This is a genomic window from Desulfovibrio faecalis (assembly GCF_053570625.1).
Map to the genome: position 1 here is coordinate 2,719,008 of NZ_JBRBQR010000001.1, position 20,130 is coordinate 2,739,137.

Below are 20,130 nucleotides of genomic sequence, written 5' to 3' on the forward strand. Positions count from 1 at the left end.
CATTCGTGCGCCTCAAGCAATATATAGATAACGCGACAGAGCAACTGACAAAGGCGGGGGTGGACAGCCCCCGCCTTTGCGCAGAAGTGCTGGCGCGCGAAACACTCAAGGGCGATCCTTCCGGCTCCGCCCGCCTGTTTTGCATTCTGGAGACAGGGCGGGAGTTGACGGCTAGTGAAGAGAATGCGTTTCTGGCGCTGGTGGCCCGCCGAACCACAGGGCAACCTCTGGCCCAGATCATCGGGCGCAAGGAATTTTATGGCCGCGACTTTGTTGTTACGCAGCACACCCTCATTCCCAGACCAGAAACGGAACTCATTGTGGACAATGCTCTGGAGCTACTGCCGGAAGAGCGCCTCAGTTTTGCGGATCTGGGCACTGGCACTGGCTGCATCGGCATCACTCTGGCGGCGGAGCGCTCCGACTGGAACGGCATACTGCTGGATATCTGCCCCAATGCCATTGCCGTTGCCACGCAGAATGCGGAGCGGCACAGTGTGGGCAGCAGGATTACGGCGCTGCGGGCAGACATGCGCACCCCGCCGCTCAAGGCGGAATCACTGCGCCTGCTTGTGAGCAACCCTCCATATATAGCGGATGCCGAGCGGCACATGGTCATGGATGAAGTGCTGCACAACGAACCGCACAGCGCCCTGTTCTCTGAAAACAACGGCCTGCTCCACCTAAAAGCAGCAGTGGATGCAGCCGCGCTTGCACTACAAAATGGCGGTTGGGTTTTGCTGGAGCACGGCGCAAATCAGGCGGATGCCGTGCGAGAAATGCTGACGGCCACAGGAATTTTCAAAAAAATTGAAAATAAACGGGATATTGCCCAATTAAACCGTTGCACATTAGCGAGGAAAGGGCTATAAGGCCAAATCGTTTCCGCGCAAAGGCGCGAAAAACGGTAAAAAGCAGCACGGCTCACTATAATTTGAAAAAATTTGAGCCAAAGCGAAAATTTTGCTTGCAAAGCAAATTGAAAATCGCTAATAAGCTGTGTTGCCGCTGGCGTAGCTCAACTGGCAGAGCAGCTGATTTGTAATCAGCAGGTTGCGGGTTCGAGTCCCATCGCCAGCTCCACAAGAAGCTGAACGAAGATCGGACTTTCCGACTTTTCGGCAAGAGTGGAGGGGTTCCCGAGTGGCCAAAGGGAACAGACTGTAAATCTGTCGTCGTAAGACTTCGGTGGTTCAAATCCACCCCCCTCCACCACCACTTTTCCGTCGCCAAATACTGGACGGTTGGTGGCTGGTTTGAATAAACTGCCTTGGCTGTAGGAGACAGGACGCCTGTCGGGGAACTACGGTAGCGTGCGGGAATAGCTCAACGGCTAGAGCATCAGCCTTCCAAGCTGAGGGTTGCGGGTTCGAATCCCGTTTCCCGCTCCAAAATCCTGCCTGATTCCGCCTCCCCCTCAGTCACCTTGTCCGCCAATGCACGTTCCCTGGTGTCCAGGGACTGAATGCGGATAGCGGGCCGCCCAACGGAACTTCCCACTGCCGCAGCCGTTACGCGAGGAGCAGGCGTTACAGCTCTAAGAATTCAAAACGAATTTAGTAACGCAGGTAAAACGCAAACATTTTTTTCTCCAGGGAGACGTACAATGGGCAAGGAAAAATTTGAACGCAAAAAGCCCCATGTAAACATCGGCACCATCGGCCACATCGACCATGGCAAGACCACCCTCACCGCCGCCATCACCAAGATCGCCGGCCTGAAGGGCTCGGGCAAGTTCATTTCGTATGACGAAATCGACAAGGCCCCCGAAGAAAAGGAACGCGGCATCACCATTTCCACCGCACACGTGGAATATGAAACCGCTACCCGTCACTACGCCCACGTTGACTGCCCCGGCCACGCCGACTACATCAAGAACATGATCACCGGCGCTGCCCAGATGGACGGCGGTATCATCGTTGTGGCCGCCACTGACGGCCCCATGCCCCAGACCCGTGAGCACATCCTGCTTGCCCGTCAGGTCGGCGTGCCCCAGCTCGTGGTGTTCCTGAACAAGTGCGATCTGGTTGACGACGAAGAACTGCTGGAACTCGTGGAACTCGAAGTTCGCGAACTGCTCTCCAGCTACGACTTCCCCGGCGATGACGTTCCGGTTATCCGCGGTTCCGCCCTCAAGGCGCTGGAATGCGACAACCCCGACGCGCCCGAAGCCAAGTGCATTCTTGACCTTCTGCAGGCTTGCGACGACTTCATTCCCGAACCGGAACGCGACATCGACAAGCCCTTCCTGATGCCCATCGAAGACGTGTTCTCCATCTCCGGCCGTGGTACCGTTGTTACCGGTCGTGTGGAACGCGGTATTCTGAAGGTCAGCGACGAAGTGGAAATCGTGGGTATCAAGCCCACCCAGAAGACCACCTGCACCGGCGTTGAAATGTTCCGCAAGCTGCTTGACCAGGGTCAGGCTGGCGACAACATCGGCGCCCTGCTTCGCGGCACCAAGCGTGACGACGTGGAACGCGGCCAGGTTCTTGCCGCTCCCAAGAGCATCACGCCCCACAAGAAGTTCAAGGCTGAAGTGTACGTTCTCTCCAAGGAAGAAGGTGGCCGTCATACCCCGTTCTTCTCTGGCTATCGTCCTCAGTTCTACTTCCGTACCACTGACATCACCGGCATCATCAACCTGCCCGAAGGCGTTGAAATGGTTATGCCTGGCGATAACTCCCAGTTCATCGTTGAACTCATCGCCCCCATCGCCATGGAATCCGGTCTGCGCTTCGCCATCCGCGAAGGTGGCCGCACCGTTGGCTCCGGTGTGGTGACCGAAATCATCGAGTAGCATATGCGAGTTAATATCATACTGGCCTGCACTGAGTGCAAGCGCCGCAACTACAGCACCCGGAAGAACAAGAAAAACACTACCGGTCGGCTGGAAATGAAAAAGTATTGTCCCTGGGATAAGAAGCACACAGTGCATCGCGAAACCAGGTAAAATAAACTTCCGCCGGGGGGCGATAAGCCCCCCGGACGGTGTGCAGGGCAGTAGCTCTAACGGCTAGAGCGGCGGTCTCCAAAACCGCATGTTGGGGGTTCGAATCCCTCCTGCCCTGCCATTTTTTATCTCCGGATTACACCATGGCAAAAAAACAAGCTCAAGCTGCCGACCTTAAGGCGGACAAAGGCCCGAACCCTGTCGTACGGTTTACTCGCTACGTTGAGGACGCCAAGGCCGAATTGCGCAAGGTCACCTGGCCTACGTTGCAGGAAACGCGCAAAGCCACCTTGGCCGTTTTGGGCTTTGTAGCCGTGATGGCTGTCATCCTGGGGCTGGTGGACTTTGGTCTGTCTTCCCTGATCAAGACCCTATTGTCCTGAAGGCCGATATGAAAGACCCTGTTATCGACGAAACTTCCGAGCTCTGCAAAAAAGCTCGCTGGTACATCGTGCACACCTACTCGGGTTTCGAGCAGCGTGTGCAGAAGACCATTAACGAGTTGCGCCGCACCGGGCAGGATGAAGGGCTTATTGAGGAAGTTGTTGTTCCCACTGAAAAGGTTATTGAACCTACCAAGGGTGGACAGCAGCGCACCTCTACTCGCAAGTTCTATCCCGGGTATGTCATGGTACGTATGACCATGACGGATCTTTCCTGGCATCTGGTACAGTCCATCCCCAAGGTCACCGGCTTTGTGGGCGGCAAAAACCGTCCTACCCCAATGCGTGAGAGTGAAGCACAGCGCATTCTCACCCTGATGGAGTCTCGCCAGGAAACGCCAAGGCCCAAGTTCAACTTTGACCGCGGCGACGAAGTACGCGTTATTGAAGGGCCGTTTGGCGGCTTCAATGGCGTTGTGGAAGACGTCAACTACGACAAGGGGAAACTGCGCGTTTCCGTTTCCATTTTTGGTCGTCAGACCCCAGTGGAACTGGATTTCGTGCAGGTATCCAAAGGTTAATGACTTGCCCCCCGCGCGACAGGGCTTTGCCTTGAACTGCGCGAGCAGCGATGAAGGATAACTCAAATGGCCAAGAAAGAAGTTGCCAAAATCAAACTGCAGATCCCCGCTGGCGCGGCTAACCCCTCGCCGCCGGTTGGTCCTGCCCTCGGTCAGCACGGCCTGAACATCATGGGTTTCTGCAAGGAATTCAATGCCCGCACCATGGAACAGAAGGGCACGATCATTCCTGTGGTCATCACCGTGTACGCCGACCGCTCTTTCACCTTCATCACCAAGACCCCTCCGGCCTCGGTGCTGATCATGAAAGCCGCCAAGATCGAAAAGGGTTCCGGCGAACCCAACCGTAACAAGGTTGGTAGCCTGAGCATGGCGCAGATTGAAGAAATCGCCAAGCTGAAGCTGCCCGATCTGAATGCTGCCAGCATTGAATCTGCGGTGAAGTCCATTGCTGGTACCGCTCGCAGCATGGGCATTGACGTTAAGTAAGGCCCTATCAAAGCCGTGAGCGCCCTTGGGCGCTCGTTGCATATACGGCACATTGGTCTTACGGCTGCGATTGCTTTTAAACGCTATGCAGCCATCGTTGAAATCAATTGTACTGCCGCCTTTGCGCAAGACAAAGTTCGGCAGGAGATGCAAAACGAAAGGATTATCTCATGCCCAGACATGGCAAGAATTTCCGCAAGGCGCTTGAAGGTAGCAACCTTCAGGAACGCTTCAGCATTGAAGACGCCGTCAGCAAATCGCTTGGCGCTTCCTTTGCCAAATTTGACGAAACTGTTGACGTGGCCGTGCGCCTCGGCGTTGACCCCAAATATTCTGACCAGATGGTTCGCGGCGCTGTGACCCTGCCCCACGGGCTTGGCAAGACCGTTCGCGTGGCCGTGTTCTGTAAGGGCGAAAAGCAGGCGGAAGCCCGCGAAGCCGGTGCAGACGTTGTGGGTGCCGAAGACCTGGTCGCCAAGGTCAAGGAAGGCTGGCTCGAATTTGACGCCGCCGTTGCTACCCCCGATGTCATGGCTCTTGTGGGCCAGATCGGTCGCGTGCTTGGACCCCGTGGCCTCATGCCCAACGCCAAGACCGGCTCCGTCACCTTTGATGTGACCAAGGCCGTTACCGAACTTAAGGCCGGTCGCGTGGACTTCAAGGTTGACAAGGCTGGCGTGCTGCATGCCCCCCTTGGCAAGGTTTCCTTTGGCCCCGAAAAAATTCTGGGCAACCTCAAGGCCCTGCTTGACGCCGTGAACCGCCTTAAGCCTTCCGCCGCCAAGGGCAGCTACATGCTCTCCATGGCAGTGTCCACCACCATGGGCCCTGGCTTCAAGGTTGACATGACTCAGGTTAAAAAATTTCTTGAGGGCTAAGCTCTCAAGGCTGTGGGCGTGCTGTATGTCAGTGCGCCCACAATCTGTCTAAGGATACGGAATTCGAGTCGAAGACGACAGGTGGGCGCAAGCTCTTAATACCCTGTCCAGACACTTCTTCTTTGGCTCGGCATTCCACCTGGCAACCCCGAACGTGAGAGGTATCACGTGAACAGGTCTGGAAAAGCCGTAATTATTGAAGCCGTTAAGGCCCGCGCCGACAAGGCTTCTTTTGCGGTTATCACGGACTTCAAGGGCATGACGGTGGAAGAGCTGACGAACCTGCGCGTTTCTCTGCGTAATGCAGGCGGCGAATATCTCGTCGTTAAAAACACGCTTGCCCGTATTGCTCTGACCGACGGTACGCACAATGCTATCAAGGATAACTTCCATGATAACTGCGGCGTAGCCTTTGGGTTCGATGACCCCGTGGCGGTGGCCAAGGCGCTCAGCGATTTTGCCAAGCAAAGCAAGCTCTTTGAGCTTCGCTGCGCCAGCCTGGACGGCAAGGCTATGACTGCCGCCCAGATTGACGCGCTGGCCAAGCTGCCCGGAAGGGAACAGCTCCTCGGTCAGTTGCTCGGCACCATGAACGCCGTGCCCACCAACTTTGTTTCGCTGTTCGCCAACGTGGTGCGTGGTCTGCTTTATGCCCTCAAGGGCATCGAAGATCAGAAATCCAACGCCGCATAGCAAGCAACCATCGAATTATTTGCACTAAAGCCAAAGATCAGGAGACTTATCATGGCCGTTACCAAAGAAGAAGTTGTTGAATTTATCTCCAATATGACCGTTCTCGAACTTTCTGAGTTCATCAAGGAACTCGAAGAAAAGTTCGGCGTTTCCGCCGCTGCGCCTGCCGCCGCCATGATGATGGCTGCCCCCGCTGCCGCTGCTGAAGCCGTTGAAGAAAAGACCGAGTTCGACGTTATCCTGAAGGAAGCTGGCGCCAACAAGATCGGCGTCATCAAGGTTGTGCGCGCTCTGACCAGCCTGGGCCTCAAGGAAGCCAAGGAAAAGGTTGACGGCGCCCCCGCTACCCTGAAGGAAGGCGTGTCCAAGGAAGAAGCTGAAGACGCCAAGAAGCAGCTGACCGAAGCTGGCGCCACCGTCGAAGTGAAGTAAGTTCGGTTTATACCGTGCTTTTGAGGCGGAACCTTCGGGTTCCGCCTTTTTTATTACCTTCTACAGGACGCTGGAGCTGTTTTGCTGATGCCCTGACACCTGCCACGTTCAGTCCCCTTCAGACATCCCCCTCGAACACGCTGGCTCTCTATGCATGGCTATCCCCAGCAAGTCAGGTTCTGCGCCAAAGCCAGACGTTCACAACGAAGCCGCGTTCCCAGCCGTTATCTGGTCAGTTTCCTGTATTCCTCCAGAGCTAAGGCCCAATGCAATCTCGCCTACGCAGATCTGACAATTGCGTAAAGGGCGCTGCTGCGTCGGTACACCTGCCATTTCGGCGACAGGCATGCAGCCTATAATCAGTGCATATTGCCCTGTATGCCACGGATCCTGATCTGATCTGCCTGCCCTGAAATGAATGAGCATTCTGTGCTCATCGAGCAGACAGTATTTCCCTCCGCGAATCTTACCGCCCTGATGTTATCCGCTTCTCTAGCCTTTTCATCCGTCCTTACAAAGCCTTCTCCAAATTGCGCCCAAATTCACATTATCGACACTCCCTTTACGTGCAGAAGCGGAGCAGTTTTCTGCAATTTTCTGGGGAAAACAACTCAACCTCATTTCCAACTTCTCAATTTTACAGAATTTCATACTTATATAGTAGACTTAACCAAGATCGCACCTTTGCTTCGATCTCAATTGTGCGCTTCGACACATTTGCCCCAAATTACGGGTAAAAAATATTGGCATAACTATCTGTAATATTTTTGATTTATTTGGCATCTACTTTGCAATATGTGTAAAAATTCCCAAGCTCAACAATTTACCCATGCAAAGGAGAATACTATGGCTGACTCTTCCTCCTTCGAGGCGCTGAATCCCTATCAGATGTGCGACAAGGCGGCTGTTGTCATGGAGGGCAAGGCGCTCAAACCAGCCCGCAAGGCTTTTCTTCTTGCCATAATGGCAGGTGTGTTTATCGGTCTGGGTTTTGTGTATTGCGCCATAGCCAACGCAACCGGCGCGGGCAAAATTGTCGGCGGGCTGGTGTTCAGCCTGGGCCTCATGCTGGTTGTTGTTCTTGGGGCTGATCTGTTCACCTCCACGACCATGACGCTTATTCCCCGTGCCAGCGGCAAGATCAGCTGGGGGCAGATGTTTTCCAACTGGGGCGTGGTTTACGCAGGCAACTTTGTGGGCAGCATCTTTCTTGTGGCGCTTATCCTGCTGAGCGGTCATCCGTGGGAAAACGGCGGCAGCATAGCGATCTTCTACATCAACACCACAGAGCACAAACTCACCCACACCTTTATTGAAGCGGTCTTTCTGGGTGCCATGTGCAACCTGATGGTCTGCCTGGGCGTCTGGATGAGCTACGCCGGGCGCTCGCTGTTCGACAAAATGATCGCCTGTCTGTTCCCTGTGGGTCTTTTCATTGCCTGCGGTTTCGAGCACAGCGTGGCGAACATGTTCATGATTCCCATCGGCATTCTCTGTAACAACATGATGCCTCCCGAAGTGGCCGCCAAGCTGGCCGATCCCGCGCACATCGCCTCTGTGCTCAACTGGCAGAACTTCATCTTCAAGAATCTCATTCCTGTGACGCTTGGCAACATCCTTGGCGGCGGCGTTTTTGTGGGTCTGTTCCACTGGCTCATCTACCTGAAGCACGGGCACGACGACCATCAGGCTGCCACCAAGCCCGCTCCGCAAAAGCAGTCACCGACCATCGGCTAAATTGTCGAAGCTGTCGAAGCCCTTCGTCAAAAGTGTCGAACACGGCTTTATGGATACCCCGCCGCACGGGCAGCGGGCAGATATATTCCCCAAAATGCGCATGAATACTTGGTTTGTGCATAATGGCACGTATTCTGCTGAACAGGGGCCATTATCACGATCCCTTGCGTAACGAGGAAGGTTATGAACCATTTCATTTTTGCGGATCCGGTCAAGTGCATCGGCTGCAATACCTGCATGGCGGCATGTTCGCTCGCGCATGAGCAGCAAGGGCTGCTCAGCAGGCCCCGGCTGGAGGTCATGCGCTACGGCAACGGCACAGCGCCTGTGAGTTGCCGCCATTGCGAAGACATGCCCTGCGCCAAAGTCTGCCCGGTGAACGCCATCACGTCCACGGGGCATTCGGTGCACATCAATGAAAGCAACTGCATTGGTTGCAAACTGTGCGGCCTTGCCTGTCCTTTAGGGGCCATTGCCCCCGCTGCCGACAGGCCCGCCGGGCACCCGGAAGTATACGAGCATTACGTGCCGGAAGAAGAACTGGCCGACGCTCCGGGCAGCAATTACTCCATGCCGCCTTTTCTGGCCTGGAATGTGGGCCGCCGTACCGTCGCCGTTAAATGCGACATGTGCTACTTCCGCCCGCGCCCGGCCTGCGTGGAGTCCTGCCCCACCACGGCCTTGCAGCTTGTGGATGAAAAAACGCTGGCAGAACTGCAAAACAGCAAACGTGTTGCCGCGCTTGAGCAGGAAACACACGGCGATGATGCCGCCCCGGCGGCAATAACCATGTCGGGGGTGCAGCATGCGTGATCCACTTGAAATCCTGCTCTGGGCTGTGCTGGCCTATATGGCGGGTGGCGTGCTTTCCCTGCTGCTGGGCCGCAACGAGCGGGCCGCCATCACCATCAACGGTCTCTTTGGCGCGCTTGGCGGCGCACTTGGGCTGTACGCCGTTTTGCCCTTTTTGCTGCAACGTGCAGATGCCCTCAACCATGTTTACGCGGGGCCGTTCCCCTTTGCGCATCTGGCCGTGCGGCTGGATATGCTGGGAGCCTTCATGACGGGCGTCATCTCCCTGCTGGCTGTTGCCGCTTCCATCTATTCCATTGCCTATGTGCGGGAATATGAAGGCAAGGGCGCGTCCGCCATGGGTTTTTTCATGAACACCTTCATCGCTTCCATGGTGGCGCTGATGGTCATGGACAACGCCTTTTACTTCATCATCTTTTTTGAAGTCATGTCGCTGTCTTCCTACTTTCTGGTCATTGCCGATCAGGAGAGCGAAGCCGTCAGCGCTGGCTTGCTTTACTTTTTCATCGCCCATGCTGGATCTGTGCTGATCATGGCATCGTTCTTCATCATGTACTGCCACACGTCCAACAACAGCCTTGATTTTGCGGCCTTCCGTCAGGCGCAGATTTCGCCTCTCATGGCCTCAGTCGCCTTTTTGCTGGCATTTTTCGGCTTCGGCGCAAAGGCGGGCATGCTGCCCCTGCACGGCTGGCTGCCCAGAGCGCACCCGGCTGCTCCCTCGCACGCCTCGGCCATGATGTCTGGCGTGATGGTCAAAATTGGCGTGTTCGGCATCATCAAGGTGGGCGCAGACCTGCTGGGCGGCGTGGATATGCCTGTCTGGTGGGGTGTTGTGGTGCTGACCTTCGGCGCTGTTTCGTCCGTGCTGGGCGTTATGTACGCCTTGGCGGAACACGACATCAAGCGTCTGCTTGCCTATCACACTGTTGAAAACGTGGGCATCATCCTCATGGGCGTGGGCGTGGGACTCATGGGTCTGGCCCTCAAAAACCCGCTGCTGGCAGCTCTGGGATTTCTGGGCGCGCTCTATCACCTGCTGAACCATGCCGTGTTCAAGGGCCTGCTGTTCCTCGGCGCTGGCGCCATCATCTACAAGGTGCACACCAAGGACATGGAAAAGATGGGCGGCCTTGGCAAGCGCATGCCGCGCACGGCCCTGGCCTTTCTGGTTGGCTGCATGGCCATTTCGGCCCTGCCGCCCCTCAATGGCTTTGTCAGTGAATGGTACACCTATCAGGGCCTTGTGAGCATCAGCCAGCATTCGTCCGCCATTGCCCGCCTTTCCGGCCCTGTGGCAATCGTGATGCTGGCCATCACCGGCGCTCTCGCCGCCATGTGCTTTGTAAAGGTATACGGCATCAGCTTTTGCGGGCAGGCGCGCAGCGCCAAGGCTGCGGAAGCCACGGAAGTTCCCGCAGCCATGACGCTTTCCATGCTTGGGCTGGCCGCGCTGTGCGTGGTGCTGGGCGTAGGCGCGGCTTGCGTGGCCCCTGTCATCAGCGCCGTGGCCGACTCACTCACCACAAGCCAGCAGCACTTTGAAGCCGTACGGCAGGGTGTGCTTGTTCCCGGCGCAGATGCCGCCACCGGGCTTTCGCCCACGCTGGTGATGCTTCTGCTGCTGGGCGGCATGCTTTTACCCATACTGCTCTTTATGGCTGGCAAGGCCGACCGCCTGCCCATGCGCCGCAAAAACGATCCCTGGGCCTGCGGTTATGGTTACGAAGAACGCATGGCCCTTTCTGCCGGCAGCTTTACACAGGGTCTGCGCCACGTGTTTGCGGGGCTGTACCGCCTTCGTCAGGCGCTTGATCCGGCCCCGGCCATGTCGCGCGCGCTTGACTCGGTCATCCGTACTGCCCGGCGTGTGGAGCCCATGTGGGACGACGGCATTCTTGCCCGTATCGTCCGCACCGCACAAAAAATCGGCGTATGTGTGCAGCGGCTGCAGCAGGGCGATTTCCGCGTCTACTGCCTGTATATCATCATCGCGCTTATCGCGCTGCTTCTCATCAAAGCCGCCTAGGGGGAATCATGTTCACCATGCAATCCTTGTCCTGGCCGGTATCCTTGCTGCTGGCCGCAGCGCAGACCTTGCTTCTGCTTTTGCTGGCCCCTCTGCTGTCCGGCATTTCGCGTAAAATCCGGGCCAGAATGCACTCGCGCCTTGGCCCTCTGGGTGCCGCTGGCGTGTTGCAGGACTACCGTGACCTGGCCAAACTCATGACCCGGCAGGAAGTGGCCCCTGCGCAGTCGGGCATCATTTTCCGCATCATGCCCTTTGTGCTCATTGCCAGCGCAGCGGCCATTGCCATGACGCTACCCCTGATCGTGACCGGCTCCCAGATGGCGAGCGCGGCAGATCTGATAACCTTGCTGTATCTTTTCGCCCTCTACCGCTTTTTCTTTGCCCTTTCCGGGCTTGATTCCGGCAGTCCCTTTGCGGGCATGGGCGCAAGCCGTGAGATGCTGCTGGGAGTGCTGGTGGAGCCTGTGCTCATGCTGGCCCTGCTGGTGGCGGCCCTTATTGCGGGTTCGACCAACCTTGGCATCATCAGCGAGATATTCCGCCAGAACTGGGGCGGATCCATGCCCACGGCGGCGGCATTGGCCATGGTGGCCTGCGCCTTTGCCGTGTTTATTGAAATGGGCAAGATCCCCTTTGACTACCCAGAAGCGGAACAGGAACTTCAGGAAGGCCCGCTGACCGAGTATTCCGGCCCCGGTCTTGCCCTGGTCTGCCTTGGCGTGAAGTTCAAGCAGGCAGTTGTGGCCAGCGTGTTCATCAGCGTGTTTCTGCCCTTTGGCAATGTAACGCCCGAGAGCCTGAGCCTTGTATCCGTGCTTACCGCCACAGTCATATTCGTTCTGAAGCTGCTGGTCATCTTTGTCCTGGCCTCGCTGTACGAAAACAGCCTTGCACGCGGGCGCTTTTTGCTGACCCCGCGCGTCACCTGGTCCGGTTTCGGCGTGGCGGCCCTGGCATTCGTCTTTTACTTCAGCAAGCTCTAGGGCGTCGAGGAAGAAGTCATGGATAAAATTGCACTGGCAACAATCCTGATACCGTTCATCGGCGCGTTGCTCGCCGCCTGTTTGCCGTATCGCGCGGCACGGGCGCTGGCGCTGGTGGTTGCCCTTGCCGCTTCGGCAGGCAGCGCGGCCCTTGGTCTGGCATACTTCAACGCAGGTATGCCCGAAAACTGCACATTCAACCTTGTGAGCTACAATTCCGCCATGTTTGGCGGGGCTGGGCACACAGTGGAAATATTCGGCGTACTCGTAGACAGGGTAAGCACGCTCATCTGCTTTGCCGTGGTTTTTCTCGGTTTTCTGGTGGTGCTGTATTCCACAGCCTATCTGACCAAGGGCAACCGCGAGCATCCGCACGAAGGCACTACCCGTTTTTACGCCATCATGCTGGCCTTTATCGGCGCCATGGCCGGGCTTACGCTGTCCTCCACCCTCTTTGGCCAGCTGCTGTTCTTTGAAATCACCGGCGGCTGCTCGTGGGGTCTGATCGGTTACTACCAGACACCCAAGGCGCTGCGCTCTGCCATGAAGGCCCTGCTGGTGACACATCTTGGCGCTCTGGGCCTGTATGTGGCTGCGGCATGGCTGTTCCATGAAACAGGCTCCTTCGCCCTCTCCGGCATTGCCGGGCTTGGCGATACCGCCAAGATCATCGTCGTGGGCGGCGTACTCTTTGCGGCCTGGGGCAAGTCCGCCCAGATTCCCATGCACATGTGGCTGCCCGACGCCATGGAAGCGCCCACCCCGGTGAGCGCCTATCTGCACGCGGCATCCATGGTCAAGGTGGGCGTGTTCATCTTTGCCCGCGCCGTCATGGCTGCCGGGGACATTCCCCCGGTTGTTGGTCAGGTGGGCATGGTCATGGCCGTGATAACCCTTATCTACGGCTTTATCATGTACCTGCCGCAGACAGACATGAAGCGTCTGCTGGCCTATTCCACCATCACCCAGCTTTCGTACATCTTCTTTGCCATTTCTCTGGCAGCCCTTTGCACGGACCCTGTTCTGCGTAATACGGTGCTGTTGTTTGGCGCGATCGCCTACATTTTCAACCACGCTTTTGCCAAGAGTCTGTTTTTCCTTGTTGCTGGCGCGCTCAGCTACACATGCGGCACGCGTACCCTCACCCAGTTGCAAGGAATCCTGTCACGCCTGCCTCTGCTGGGCGTGGGCTTTTGCGTGGCGGCACTTGCCATCACCGGCGTGCCGCCGCTCAATGGCTTTTTCAGCAAGTACCCCATCTTCACCACCGGTTTTGCCCTTGGCTCAACCCACTGGCTGGTGCTGGTGCTGACGGTGCTGGTCATGATCGAATCCGTGGGCAGCTTTGCCTGGTTCCTCTACTGGTTCGGCAAGACTGTTCCCGGCAAACCCTCTGAGGTTGTGGCGCAGGCGCAGCCTGTGCCCGCCGCCATGAAGCTGGTGCTGGCCATCCTTGTTTTCATGTCGTTCTGTTCCAGCATCATGGCCGTTTACTGGTTGAACCACGGAGGCTAAGCATGTTGAGTTCAAGCATAATCATCAACAATCTCGCGGGGCTTTTGGTGGTCACATCCCTGATGGTGGTCACCTGCAAAAAAGCCACAACATCCGCCTTGCTGTACGCTGTGCAGTCTGCCGTGCTGGTGCTCTCGTTCATAGCGCTGGGTGGCCTGATGCAGGCGCACGAGCTGTACACCTGGGCCGGAACTGCCGTTCTGACCAAGGTCATCCTTGTGCCGCTGATAATGTACAAGGCCCTCGGCAAGATGAGCGACCCTGAAGCTCAAGGAATGGTCATTCCCACATCTGTGGTCGTCATACTGTCAGCCGTTCTGCTGCTCTTGTGCCACTTTGTGGTGAGCACGGTTCAGGTGCCCATCATCACCCAGCACGGGCTTGAACCTGTACTGGCCGTATCGCTTGGTCACTTCATGATCGGCGTCATGTGCATTGTGGTGCAGCGCAACATCATCAAGCAGATATTCGGTTATTGCCTGATGGAAAACGGCGCGCACATGACCCTGGCCCTGCTGGCCAACCAGGCCCCGCATCTTGTGGAAATTGGCATTTCCACAGACGCCATCTTCGCGGTTATCATCATGGTTTACATGGTGCGCCGCATCTTCACCACCATGAACACGCTGCGCGCGCATGATCTTTCCGCGCTGAAGGGGTGAGCCATGAATGTCATGACCAACAGCAACCCCATGCTTTTTTACCTGCTGCTCGCCGCGCCATTGATCACGTCGCTGCTCTGCTTTGCCTGCGCCTTCTGCGGGCGCGGCATACGCGCCGTGGTCAACATCATCAATACGGCAGGCTGTGCGGCCCTTCTGGTCACGGCCTACGGGCTTGTAAGCAGTGTATATGAGCATGGCGCTCTTTTTGCCGCTGGCAAATGGCTGTACCTCGACAGCCTTTCGGCCATGTTTCTGGCCGTGCTGGCCTTGCTTGGCACCATTACCGGACTGTATTCCTACGGATACATGAAGCAGGAAGTGGATCACGGCGAAGTCTCCGTGCCCACGCTCTGCAACTATTACGGATTCTTCCACCTGTTCATCTTCACCATGGTTTCGGTGATCACCACCAACAACCTGATCCTCATGTGGGCTGGCGTGGAAGCCACCACCCTGGCCTCGGCCTTTCTGGTGGGTATTTACGGGCAAAATTCCTCGCTTGAAGCGGCCTGGAAGTACATTGTCATCTGCACCGTGGGCGTGGCCTTTGGCCTCTACGGCACGGTGCTGGTGTATTCCAACGCCTCTGCGGCCATGACCGCCCAGGGGCTCGACCCCTCGGACGCCATCTTCTGGACCGAAGCCTTGCGCTATGCGGGCGGCCTTGACCACACCCTCATGTATCTGGCCTTTGTGTTCGTGCTGATCGGCTTTGGCACCAAGGCCGGGCTTTTCCCCATGCACGCATGGCTGCCCGATGCCCACAGCGAAGCCCCCAGCCCCACCAGCGCCCTGCTTTCCGCCGTGCTGCTCAAGGCGGCCATGCTGGTCATCCTGCGTTACTACATCCTTATCAGCCGCAGCATCTCAAGCGCTGTGCCGCAAAACATGCTGCTGGTTTTCGGCCTTCTCTCCATACTTGTGGCCGCGTTCAGCATGATCTCGCAAAACGACATCAAACGCCGCTACGCCTATTGCAGTGTTGAAAACATGGGCATCATTGCCGTGGGCCTCGGTTTTGGCGGCCCGCTGGGTATCTTTGCCGCCCTGTTCCACGTTATCAGCCACAGCCTTGCCAAGGGTCTGGTGTTCTGCGTGTCGGGCAACGTGCTGCTCAAGTACGGTACGCGCGACATGGCCACCGTGCGCGGCATGCTCAAGGTCATGCCTGTTTCCGCCGTGTTTCTGGCAGCGGGAACCCTGGCTCTGGGCGGCCTGCCGCCGTTCAGCGTGTTCCTGAGCGAATTCATGGTGGTCGTTTCCGGCATCACCGCCGGTCATATGTATCTGGTTGCGGCTCTGGCCGTGCTGCTCATGGTCGCTCTGGGTGCGCTGGTGCATCTGGTGGCGGTGACGCTCTCCGGCCAAGCGCCGGAATCCATCGCAAAAGGCGAGCAGGGCAGCATGACCCTCATCCCCGCCGCTGTGCTGCTGGGCCTGCTGCTTGTTATGGGCACCTGCACGCCCGCCCCTGTGGTGAACATGCTCAACGCAGCCACCAGCATCGTGCTGGATAAAAATACCGCCACCGCTCAGGTGCAGCCCGCCCTGCGCGACATGGTACGCGCCGCTTCCCACAATACGGCGGATGCGGCGGAAGCCGAAGACGCAAAGCAAACTTCTTCCCGTCAGGAGATATAACGTGAGCACGACCACGGAACAGACCCAACACCCCGCCAGCGGCAATCGCGGCGCAGGGTATGTGGCAAACGTGCGGCAGCGCTTTCCCTATGCTGTTCTTGATGAAGAACGGCAAACCAGCAACCAACTCACCATCACGGTCAAGCTGGAGGCTCTGCCCGATGTTGTTTCCTACCTTTATTACGAGCAGGGCGGCTGGCTGCCGGTTGTTTTTGGCAACGACGAACGCACGCTCAATGGCAGTTTTGCCATCTACTACGCCCTTTCCATGGAAGAAGGCGAAAAATGCTGGATAGTTGTGCGCGCCTTTGTGGACGCCGACCGGCAGGAGTTTCCTTCCGTAACGGCCAGGGTGCCCGCCGCTGTGTGGGGCGAGCGCGAAATCCGCGACATGTATGGGCTTACCCCTGTGGGCCTGCCCGATGCGCGCCGTCTGGTGCTGCCCGATGACTGGCCGGACAACCTGCACCCCCTGCGCAAGGACTGCATGGACTACCGCCAGCGCCCTGCGCCCACCACGGACACGGAAACCTACGACTTCATCAACGAGCTGGGCAGCAGTAAAAACCGCATTCTGCCAATTGGCCCCATGCACGTCACTTCTGACGAACCTGGGCACTTCCGCCTGTTTGTTGACGGCGAAAACGTGGTGGATGCCGACTACCGCATGTTCTATGTGCATCGCGGCATGGAAAAAGCCGCAGAAGTACGCATGGGCTACCACGAAATCACCTTTCTGGCCGAGCGCGTGTGCGGCATCTGCGGCTATGCCCACAGCATCGCCTACGCCAACTCGGTGGAAAACGCCCTGGACATCAACGTGCCTATGCGCGCCCGCTGGATACGCACCCTGCTGCTCGAGGCGGAGCGCCTGCACAGCCATCTGCTGAACCTTGGCCTTGTCTGCCACTTTACTGGCTTTGACTCCGGCTTCCAGCAGTTCTTCCGCGTGCGTGAAAAATCCATGACCATTGCCGAGCTGCTCACCGGTTCGCGCAAGACATACGGCCTCAACCTTATCGGCGGCATCCGCAACGACATTCTGGCCGATGCGCGCAAAACCACCACCGCCCTGCTCAATTCCATTGAAAAGGAAGTGGCCGAGCTGGTGGACATGCTCCTCGGCACCACCAACTTTGAGCAGCGCACCAAGGGGGTGGGCATACTAGACCGCAAGGTGGCCCGCGACTACAGCCCCGTTGGCCCCATGATTCGCGGCAGCGGCTTTGCCCGCGATGTGCGCGCCGACCATCCCTTTGAAGGCTACGCCCATATTCCCGTCAACGTCTTCTCCTTTGACGGCTGCGACATCTTTTCCCGCGCGCTTGTGCGGGTAAAGGAAGTGTTCGACTCCATCGCCCAGTGCCGCTACGTGCTGGACAACATGCCCGGCGGCCCGGTGCTGACCGAAGGCTTCACCTACACGCCCCACAAGTTTGCCCTGGGCTTTACCGAAGCCCCGCGCGGCGAAGACGTGCACTGGAGCATGACCGGCAACAACCAGAAGATCTTCCGCTGGCGCTGCCGCGCGGCCACCTACGCCAACTGGCCGGTGCTGCGCTACGCCCTGCGCGGCAATACGGTTTCGGACGCCGCCCTCATCATCGGCAGCCTTGACCCCTGCTATTCCTGCACAGACCGCGTCACCCTTGTGGATGTGCGCAAAAAGAAGGCCAAGACCGTATCGTATCAAGACTTTGAGCAGTACGGCATTGACCGCAAACATTCACCCCTGCCCTGAAGCATGTGGCAACGCGTATGAAAACCACGAACATTCACCAGAACCGCGCGCGGCAGCGCAGTACGGCCCCCGCCACATGGGCGGCCCGGCATTGTGCCGCAGCGGCGGCCATGCACATGCGCAACATGCTTGAGGAGGCGCTGTCATGCTGAAATTACTCAAAATAGTCCGTGATGCAGGCGAGGTAACGATCAAGTATCCCTTCGCGCCTGCCGAATTCACGCCCACATTCCGTGGCAAGCCGGAATATGATCCCAAACGCTGCATTTCGTGTGCAGCCTGCGCCATCGCCTGCCCGCCCAATGCCCTGACCATCGAAACGGATCTGGAAAAGGGCGTGCGCACCTGGCAATTCTGCGCCGGACGCTGCATCTTCTGCGGCCGTTGCGAAGAGGTTTGCCCCACCAGGGCCTTGCACCTTTCGCAGGAGTTTGAACTTGCCGTCATGCGCAAGGACGACCTTTATGAACGCTGCACCTTCAGCCTGTGCCACTGCCGTCAGTGCGGCACCCCCTTTGCCCCTCAAAAAGAGGTGGACTACGCGCTGGCCCTGACCATGCAGGCTGACGGCGTTACAGAAGAAGACCCCGACCAGCGGCGGCAGTTTGAAACCTGCCCCCAGTGCAAGCGCAAGCAGACCCTCGGCCTCAAGCCCCGGCAGGAGGTATAGCCATGTCCATCGTTCCCTATGCCTACGCGCCCGGTATCTCGCACTACAAAACCGAACCCGTCAGCGTTGAGGATTCCATAGCCGCGCTCAAGGGTGCGCTTTTGCAACGCATTCAGCGCTCCGCCTACGTCTACCGTATCGACTGCGGCGGCTGCAACGGCTGCGAAATTGAAATCTTCGCGTCCATCACGTCCATTTTTGATGCCGAGCGTTTCGGCATCAAGGTGGTTCCCTCGCCCCGCCATGCGGATATTCTGCTGTTCACGGGCGCTGTTACCCGCGCCATGCGCATGCCCGCCCTGCGCGCCTTCCACAACGCGCCTGACCCCAAGATATGCGTCTCTTACGGTGCCTGCGGGTGTAGCGGCGGCATCTTCCACGACATGTATTCCGTGTGGGGCGGCAGCGACAAGATTGTGCCCATTGACGTGTACATTCCCGGCTGCCCGCCAACCCCGCAGGCCACCATCTATGGATTTGCCATGGCCCTTGGCCTGCTGGATCAGAAACTCAAGGAACGCAATCACGAGGAATCCGGGGCAGCCGCTCCAGCGCCCCTGCTGCCTGATGCCCCGCTCGACATCCGCGTGCGGATTGAACGCGAGGCGCGTCTGCTGGCTGGCTACCGCCAGGGCAGGGAAATTAGCGACAGGTTCTTCCAGTGCCTTGAGGCCGGGAGCACCGCCGCCCTTGAAGCCAACCTGCAAAAATGGATTCGCGATGCCGAAGACCCCCGCCTGACGGAAATTCTTTTCCGCCTGCGCGAAGTGTTTTTCGACAGCCTGAACGTTGGGCAGGATCAGGGGATCTGCCATGACTGAAATGGTCAGCTTCCACGCACTGCGGCGAAAGTTTCTGGATACGCAGAAGGATCTTCCCGAGTCTGACGCTACCAAGCAGGTCATGTACTACTCCCTTGCCATTGGGCATCACGTGGGGGTTATCGACTGCCTCGTCAAAGTGCTGGAATGCCCCAGAGACGCCTATGAAACATGGGTGGGCCTGCTGCCCGAGGGCGAGGCCCGCCGCAAGATGAGCGGGCTGCTGACTTTTGGCGAAATCCATATTGACGCCAACCACGCGGGCATGCTGGGCAAGGCTTTTGCCGAAGCCATGCCCGGCATGGACGAGCCATACAAGGGCTGGAGCGCTGTACTCATGGAGCAACTGGCCGCCATTCAGCGCGAGCCTGCGCTCTATCTCATGGTGCAACTGCCCCGGAGGATGGAATGAGTGCCCCCGCCCCCCAAGACTGCAACGTGGTGCTGACCGTGGGCAACAGCCTCATGGGCGATGACGGCGCAGGCCCGCTTTTGTGCGAACGCATGGAGGCAAGCCCTGTGCCGGGCTGGACTGTGGTGGACGGCGGCTCCATGCCCGAAAACGTCACCTACGCGGTCAAAGCCATGAAGCCCCGGCGTGTTCTTATTGTGGACGTTGCCACCTTGGAGCTTGCCCCCGGTGAAATGCGCTTTGTGGACAAGGAACGCATCCGCTCCATGGGCATAGCCAGCACCCACAACATGCCCCTCTCTTTCATTATGGACGAACTGGAGCGGGAGATTGAGCAGGTTGTGTTTCTGGGCATCCAGCCGCAGGAAGTGGGCTTTTGCCTGCCTGTTACCGATGCTGTGCAGCATGCGGTGGAGCGTATCCACGCGGGCTTGGCGGAGGGCCTTGGCGACATTCCCTGGCTGGCCTGAAGCTTCGTCAAAAATGACGAAAAAGAATAAGTCCAGCTAACCGTCTGGAGTAACAGCGATTGTTATAAATTTCACACATGTTTGCCATTCGACAGTTCGACATTTTTGACGAAACAACGCGAACACGGTTTTTACAGCAATCGTAACAATATAGAATGCCAGATCATTTTTGCAACATACTGGCATTCTTGTTGCAATTTAACGAATACAGGCCGGCCCCA

Annotated in this window: 22 protein-coding genes and 4 tRNA genes; all 26 read left to right on the top strand. The window is 57.7% G+C overall.

Features of this window, described 5'->3' with window-relative positions:
- Positions 1-5: 5 nt before the first annotated feature.
- The 26 genes from prmC to hycI all read left to right on the top strand — a co-directional run bounded on the left by prmC (position 6) and on the right by hycI (position 19,909).
- Positions 6-872 (top strand): peptide chain release factor N(5)-glutamine methyltransferase, encoded by an 867-nt coding sequence (prmC, locus tag ACUZ79_RS12040; RefSeq protein WP_449251745.1) that lies wholly within the window; start codon positions 6-8, stop codon positions 870-872.
- Between the two features lie 135 nt (positions 873-1,007).
- Positions 1,008-1,083 (top strand) — tRNA-Thr (locus ACUZ79_RS12045).
- Positions 1,084-1,129: 46 nt separating this feature from the next.
- Positions 1,130-1,215 (top strand) — tRNA-Tyr (locus tag ACUZ79_RS12050).
- Positions 1,216-1,315: 100 nt separating this feature from the next.
- A tRNA-Gly gene (locus ACUZ79_RS12055) sits at positions 1,316-1,391 on the top strand.
- 215 nt (positions 1,392-1,606) lie between these two features.
- Positions 1,607-2,800 carry an elongation factor Tu gene (tuf, locus tag ACUZ79_RS12060; RefSeq protein WP_240824744.1) on the top strand — a complete coding sequence of 398 codons (1,194 nt, stop codon included), beginning with the start codon at positions 1,607-1,609 and terminating at the stop codon, positions 2,798-2,800.
- A gap of 3 nt (positions 2,801-2,803) precedes the next feature.
- Entirely contained in the window at positions 2,804-2,953 is a 150-nt protein-coding gene (rpmG, locus tag ACUZ79_RS12065) for a 50S ribosomal protein L33 (protein ID WP_008684737.1), read from the top strand.
- Positions 2,954-2,997: 44 nt separating this feature from the next.
- Positions 2,998-3,074: transfer RNA gene (locus tag ACUZ79_RS12070), tRNA-Trp, on the top strand.
- A gap of 22 nt (positions 3,075-3,096) precedes the next feature.
- Positions 3,097-3,336 carry a preprotein translocase subunit SecE gene (secE, locus tag ACUZ79_RS12075; RefSeq protein WP_022658436.1) on the top strand — a complete coding sequence of 80 codons (240 nt, stop codon included), beginning with the start codon at positions 3,097-3,099 and terminating at the stop codon, positions 3,334-3,336.
- Between the two features lie 8 nt (positions 3,337-3,344).
- Positions 3,345-3,917, top strand: coding sequence for a transcription termination/antitermination protein NusG (gene nusG / locus ACUZ79_RS12080; protein WP_240824745.1), 573 nt, complete (start codon positions 3,345-3,347; stop codon positions 3,915-3,917).
- A 66-nt stretch (positions 3,918-3,983) separates the two neighbouring features.
- Complete coding sequence (gene rplK / locus ACUZ79_RS12085; protein ID WP_022658434.1) at positions 3,984-4,406, top strand: 50S ribosomal protein L11; 423 nt, start codon at positions 3,984-3,986, stop codon at positions 4,404-4,406.
- 170 nt (positions 4,407-4,576) lie between these two features.
- Positions 4,577-5,284 carry a 50S ribosomal protein L1 gene (gene rplA / locus ACUZ79_RS12090; protein WP_240824746.1) on the top strand — a complete coding sequence of 236 codons (708 nt, stop codon included), beginning with the start codon at positions 4,577-4,579 and terminating at the stop codon, positions 5,282-5,284.
- A gap of 168 nt (positions 5,285-5,452) precedes the next feature.
- Positions 5,453-5,977: a 50S ribosomal protein L10 gene (rplJ, locus tag ACUZ79_RS12095; protein ID WP_022658432.1), complete on the top strand. Its 525-nt coding sequence runs from the start codon at positions 5,453-5,455 to the stop codon at positions 5,975-5,977.
- Positions 5,978-6,028: 51 nt separating this feature from the next.
- On the top strand, positions 6,029-6,409 hold the full coding sequence (gene rplL / locus ACUZ79_RS12100; RefSeq protein ID WP_240824747.1) for a 50S ribosomal protein L7/L12: 381 nt from the start codon (positions 6,029-6,031) through the stop codon (positions 6,407-6,409).
- Positions 6,410-7,255: 846 nt separating this feature from the next.
- Positions 7,256-8,146: a formate transporter FocA gene (gene focA, locus ACUZ79_RS12105; RefSeq protein ID WP_240824748.1), complete on the top strand. Its 891-nt coding sequence runs from the start codon at positions 7,256-7,258 to the stop codon at positions 8,144-8,146.
- 183 nt (positions 8,147-8,329) lie between these two features.
- Entirely contained in the window at positions 8,330-8,959 is a 630-nt protein-coding gene (locus ACUZ79_RS12110) for a 4Fe-4S dicluster domain-containing protein (RefSeq protein ID WP_449251746.1), read from the top strand.
- Positions 8,952-10,988 (top strand): hydrogenase 4 subunit B, encoded by a 2,037-nt coding sequence (gene hyfB / locus ACUZ79_RS12115; RefSeq protein ID WP_449251747.1) that lies wholly within the window; start codon positions 8,952-8,954, stop codon positions 10,986-10,988. Before ACUZ79_RS12110 ends, hyfB begins: the two co-directional genes overlap by 8 nt.
- 8 nt (positions 10,989-10,996) lie before the next feature.
- Complete coding sequence (locus ACUZ79_RS12120) at positions 10,997-11,974, top strand: respiratory chain complex I subunit 1 family protein (RefSeq protein ID WP_276612869.1); 978 nt, start codon at positions 10,997-10,999, stop codon at positions 11,972-11,974.
- 18 nt (positions 11,975-11,992) lie between these two features.
- The gene (locus ACUZ79_RS12125) at positions 11,993-13,489 is read left to right on the top strand and encodes a hydrogenase 4 subunit D (RefSeq protein WP_240824751.1); all 1,497 of its coding nucleotides are present in this window, start codon (positions 11,993-11,995) and stop codon (positions 13,487-13,489) included.
- A 2-nt stretch (positions 13,490-13,491) separates the two neighbouring features.
- Entirely contained in the window at positions 13,492-14,151 is a 660-nt protein-coding gene (gene hyfE / locus ACUZ79_RS12130) for a hydrogenase 4 membrane subunit (RefSeq protein ID WP_227117667.1), read from the top strand.
- Between the two features lie 3 nt (positions 14,152-14,154).
- Positions 14,155-15,795 (top strand): hydrogenase 4 subunit F, encoded by a 1,641-nt coding sequence (locus ACUZ79_RS12135; protein WP_449251748.1) that lies wholly within the window; start codon positions 14,155-14,157, stop codon positions 15,793-15,795.
- A gap of 1 nt (position 15,796) precedes the next feature.
- The gene (locus ACUZ79_RS12140; RefSeq protein WP_240824753.1) at positions 15,797-17,536 is read left to right on the top strand and encodes a hydrogenase large subunit; all 1,740 of its coding nucleotides are present in this window, start codon (positions 15,797-15,799) and stop codon (positions 17,534-17,536) included.
- A 17-nt stretch (positions 17,537-17,553) separates the two neighbouring features.
- Positions 17,554-17,688, top strand: coding sequence for a hypothetical protein (locus ACUZ79_RS12145; protein WP_324837183.1), 135 nt, complete (start codon positions 17,554-17,556; stop codon positions 17,686-17,688).
- On the top strand, positions 17,682-18,206 hold the full coding sequence (locus ACUZ79_RS12150; protein WP_240824754.1) for a formate hydrogenlyase complex iron-sulfur subunit: 525 nt from the start codon (positions 17,682-17,684) through the stop codon (positions 18,204-18,206). The genes ACUZ79_RS12145 and ACUZ79_RS12150 overlap by 7 nt, the downstream gene beginning before the upstream one ends.
- 2 nt (positions 18,207-18,208) lie before the next feature.
- Entirely contained in the window at positions 18,209-19,027 is an 819-nt protein-coding gene (locus ACUZ79_RS12155; RefSeq protein WP_449247433.1) for an NADH-quinone oxidoreductase subunit B family protein, read from the top strand.
- Entirely contained in the window at positions 19,020-19,439 is a 420-nt protein-coding gene (locus tag ACUZ79_RS12160; RefSeq protein ID WP_240824756.1) for a formate hydrogenlyase maturation HycH family protein, read from the top strand. Before ACUZ79_RS12155 ends, ACUZ79_RS12160 begins: the two co-directional genes overlap by 8 nt.
- Complete coding sequence (gene hycI, locus ACUZ79_RS12165; RefSeq protein WP_449251749.1) at positions 19,436-19,909, top strand: hydrogenase maturation peptidase HycI; 474 nt, start codon at positions 19,436-19,438, stop codon at positions 19,907-19,909. Before ACUZ79_RS12160 ends, hycI begins: the two co-directional genes overlap by 4 nt.
- The last annotated feature ends 221 nt before the right edge of the window (positions 19,910-20,130 follow it).

Excerpts from the sequence above, each read along its gene's own strand:
- tuf (WP_240824744.1), top strand. The coding sequence starts at position 1,607 with ATGGGCAAGGAAAAATTTGAACGCAAAAAGCCCCATGTAAACATCGGC.
- rpmG (WP_008684737.1), top strand. The coding sequence starts at position 2,804 with ATGCGAGTTAATATCATACTGGCCTGCACTGAGTGCAAGCGCCGCAAC.
- secE (WP_022658436.1), top strand. The coding sequence starts at position 3,097 with ATGGCAAAAAAACAAGCTCAAGCTGCCGACCTTAAGGCGGACAAAGGC.
- nusG (WP_240824745.1), top strand. The coding sequence starts at position 3,345 with ATGAAAGACCCTGTTATCGACGAAACTTCCGAGCTCTGCAAAAAAGCT.
- rplK (WP_022658434.1), top strand. The coding sequence starts at position 3,984 with ATGGCCAAGAAAGAAGTTGCCAAAATCAAACTGCAGATCCCCGCTGGC.
- rplA (WP_240824746.1), top strand. The coding sequence starts at position 4,577 with ATGCCCAGACATGGCAAGAATTTCCGCAAGGCGCTTGAAGGTAGCAAC.
- rplL (WP_240824747.1), top strand. The coding sequence starts at position 6,029 with ATGGCCGTTACCAAAGAAGAAGTTGTTGAATTTATCTCCAATATGACC.
- focA (WP_240824748.1), top strand. The coding sequence starts at position 7,256 with ATGGCTGACTCTTCCTCCTTCGAGGCGCTGAATCCCTATCAGATGTGC.
- ACUZ79_RS12110 (WP_449251746.1), top strand. The coding sequence starts at position 8,330 with ATGAACCATTTCATTTTTGCGGATCCGGTCAAGTGCATCGGCTGCAAT.
- hyfB (WP_449251747.1), top strand. The coding sequence starts at position 8,952 with ATGCGTGATCCACTTGAAATCCTGCTCTGGGCTGTGCTGGCCTATATG.
- ACUZ79_RS12120 (WP_276612869.1), top strand. The coding sequence starts at position 10,997 with ATGTTCACCATGCAATCCTTGTCCTGGCCGGTATCCTTGCTGCTGGCC.
- ACUZ79_RS12125 (WP_240824751.1), top strand. The coding sequence starts at position 11,993 with ATGGATAAAATTGCACTGGCAACAATCCTGATACCGTTCATCGGCGCG.
- hyfE (WP_227117667.1), top strand. The coding sequence starts at position 13,492 with ATGTTGAGTTCAAGCATAATCATCAACAATCTCGCGGGGCTTTTGGTG.
- ACUZ79_RS12135 (WP_449251748.1), top strand. The coding sequence starts at position 14,155 with ATGAATGTCATGACCAACAGCAACCCCATGCTTTTTTACCTGCTGCTC.
- ACUZ79_RS12145 (WP_324837183.1), top strand. The coding sequence starts at position 17,554 with ATGAAAACCACGAACATTCACCAGAACCGCGCGCGGCAGCGCAGTACG.
- ACUZ79_RS12150 (WP_240824754.1), top strand. The coding sequence starts at position 17,682 with ATGCTGAAATTACTCAAAATAGTCCGTGATGCAGGCGAGGTAACGATC.
- ACUZ79_RS12155 (WP_449247433.1), top strand. The coding sequence starts at position 18,209 with ATGTCCATCGTTCCCTATGCCTACGCGCCCGGTATCTCGCACTACAAA.
- ACUZ79_RS12160 (WP_240824756.1), top strand. The coding sequence starts at position 19,020 with ATGACTGAAATGGTCAGCTTCCACGCACTGCGGCGAAAGTTTCTGGAT.
- hycI (WP_449251749.1), top strand. The coding sequence starts at position 19,436 with ATGAGTGCCCCCGCCCCCCAAGACTGCAACGTGGTGCTGACCGTGGGC.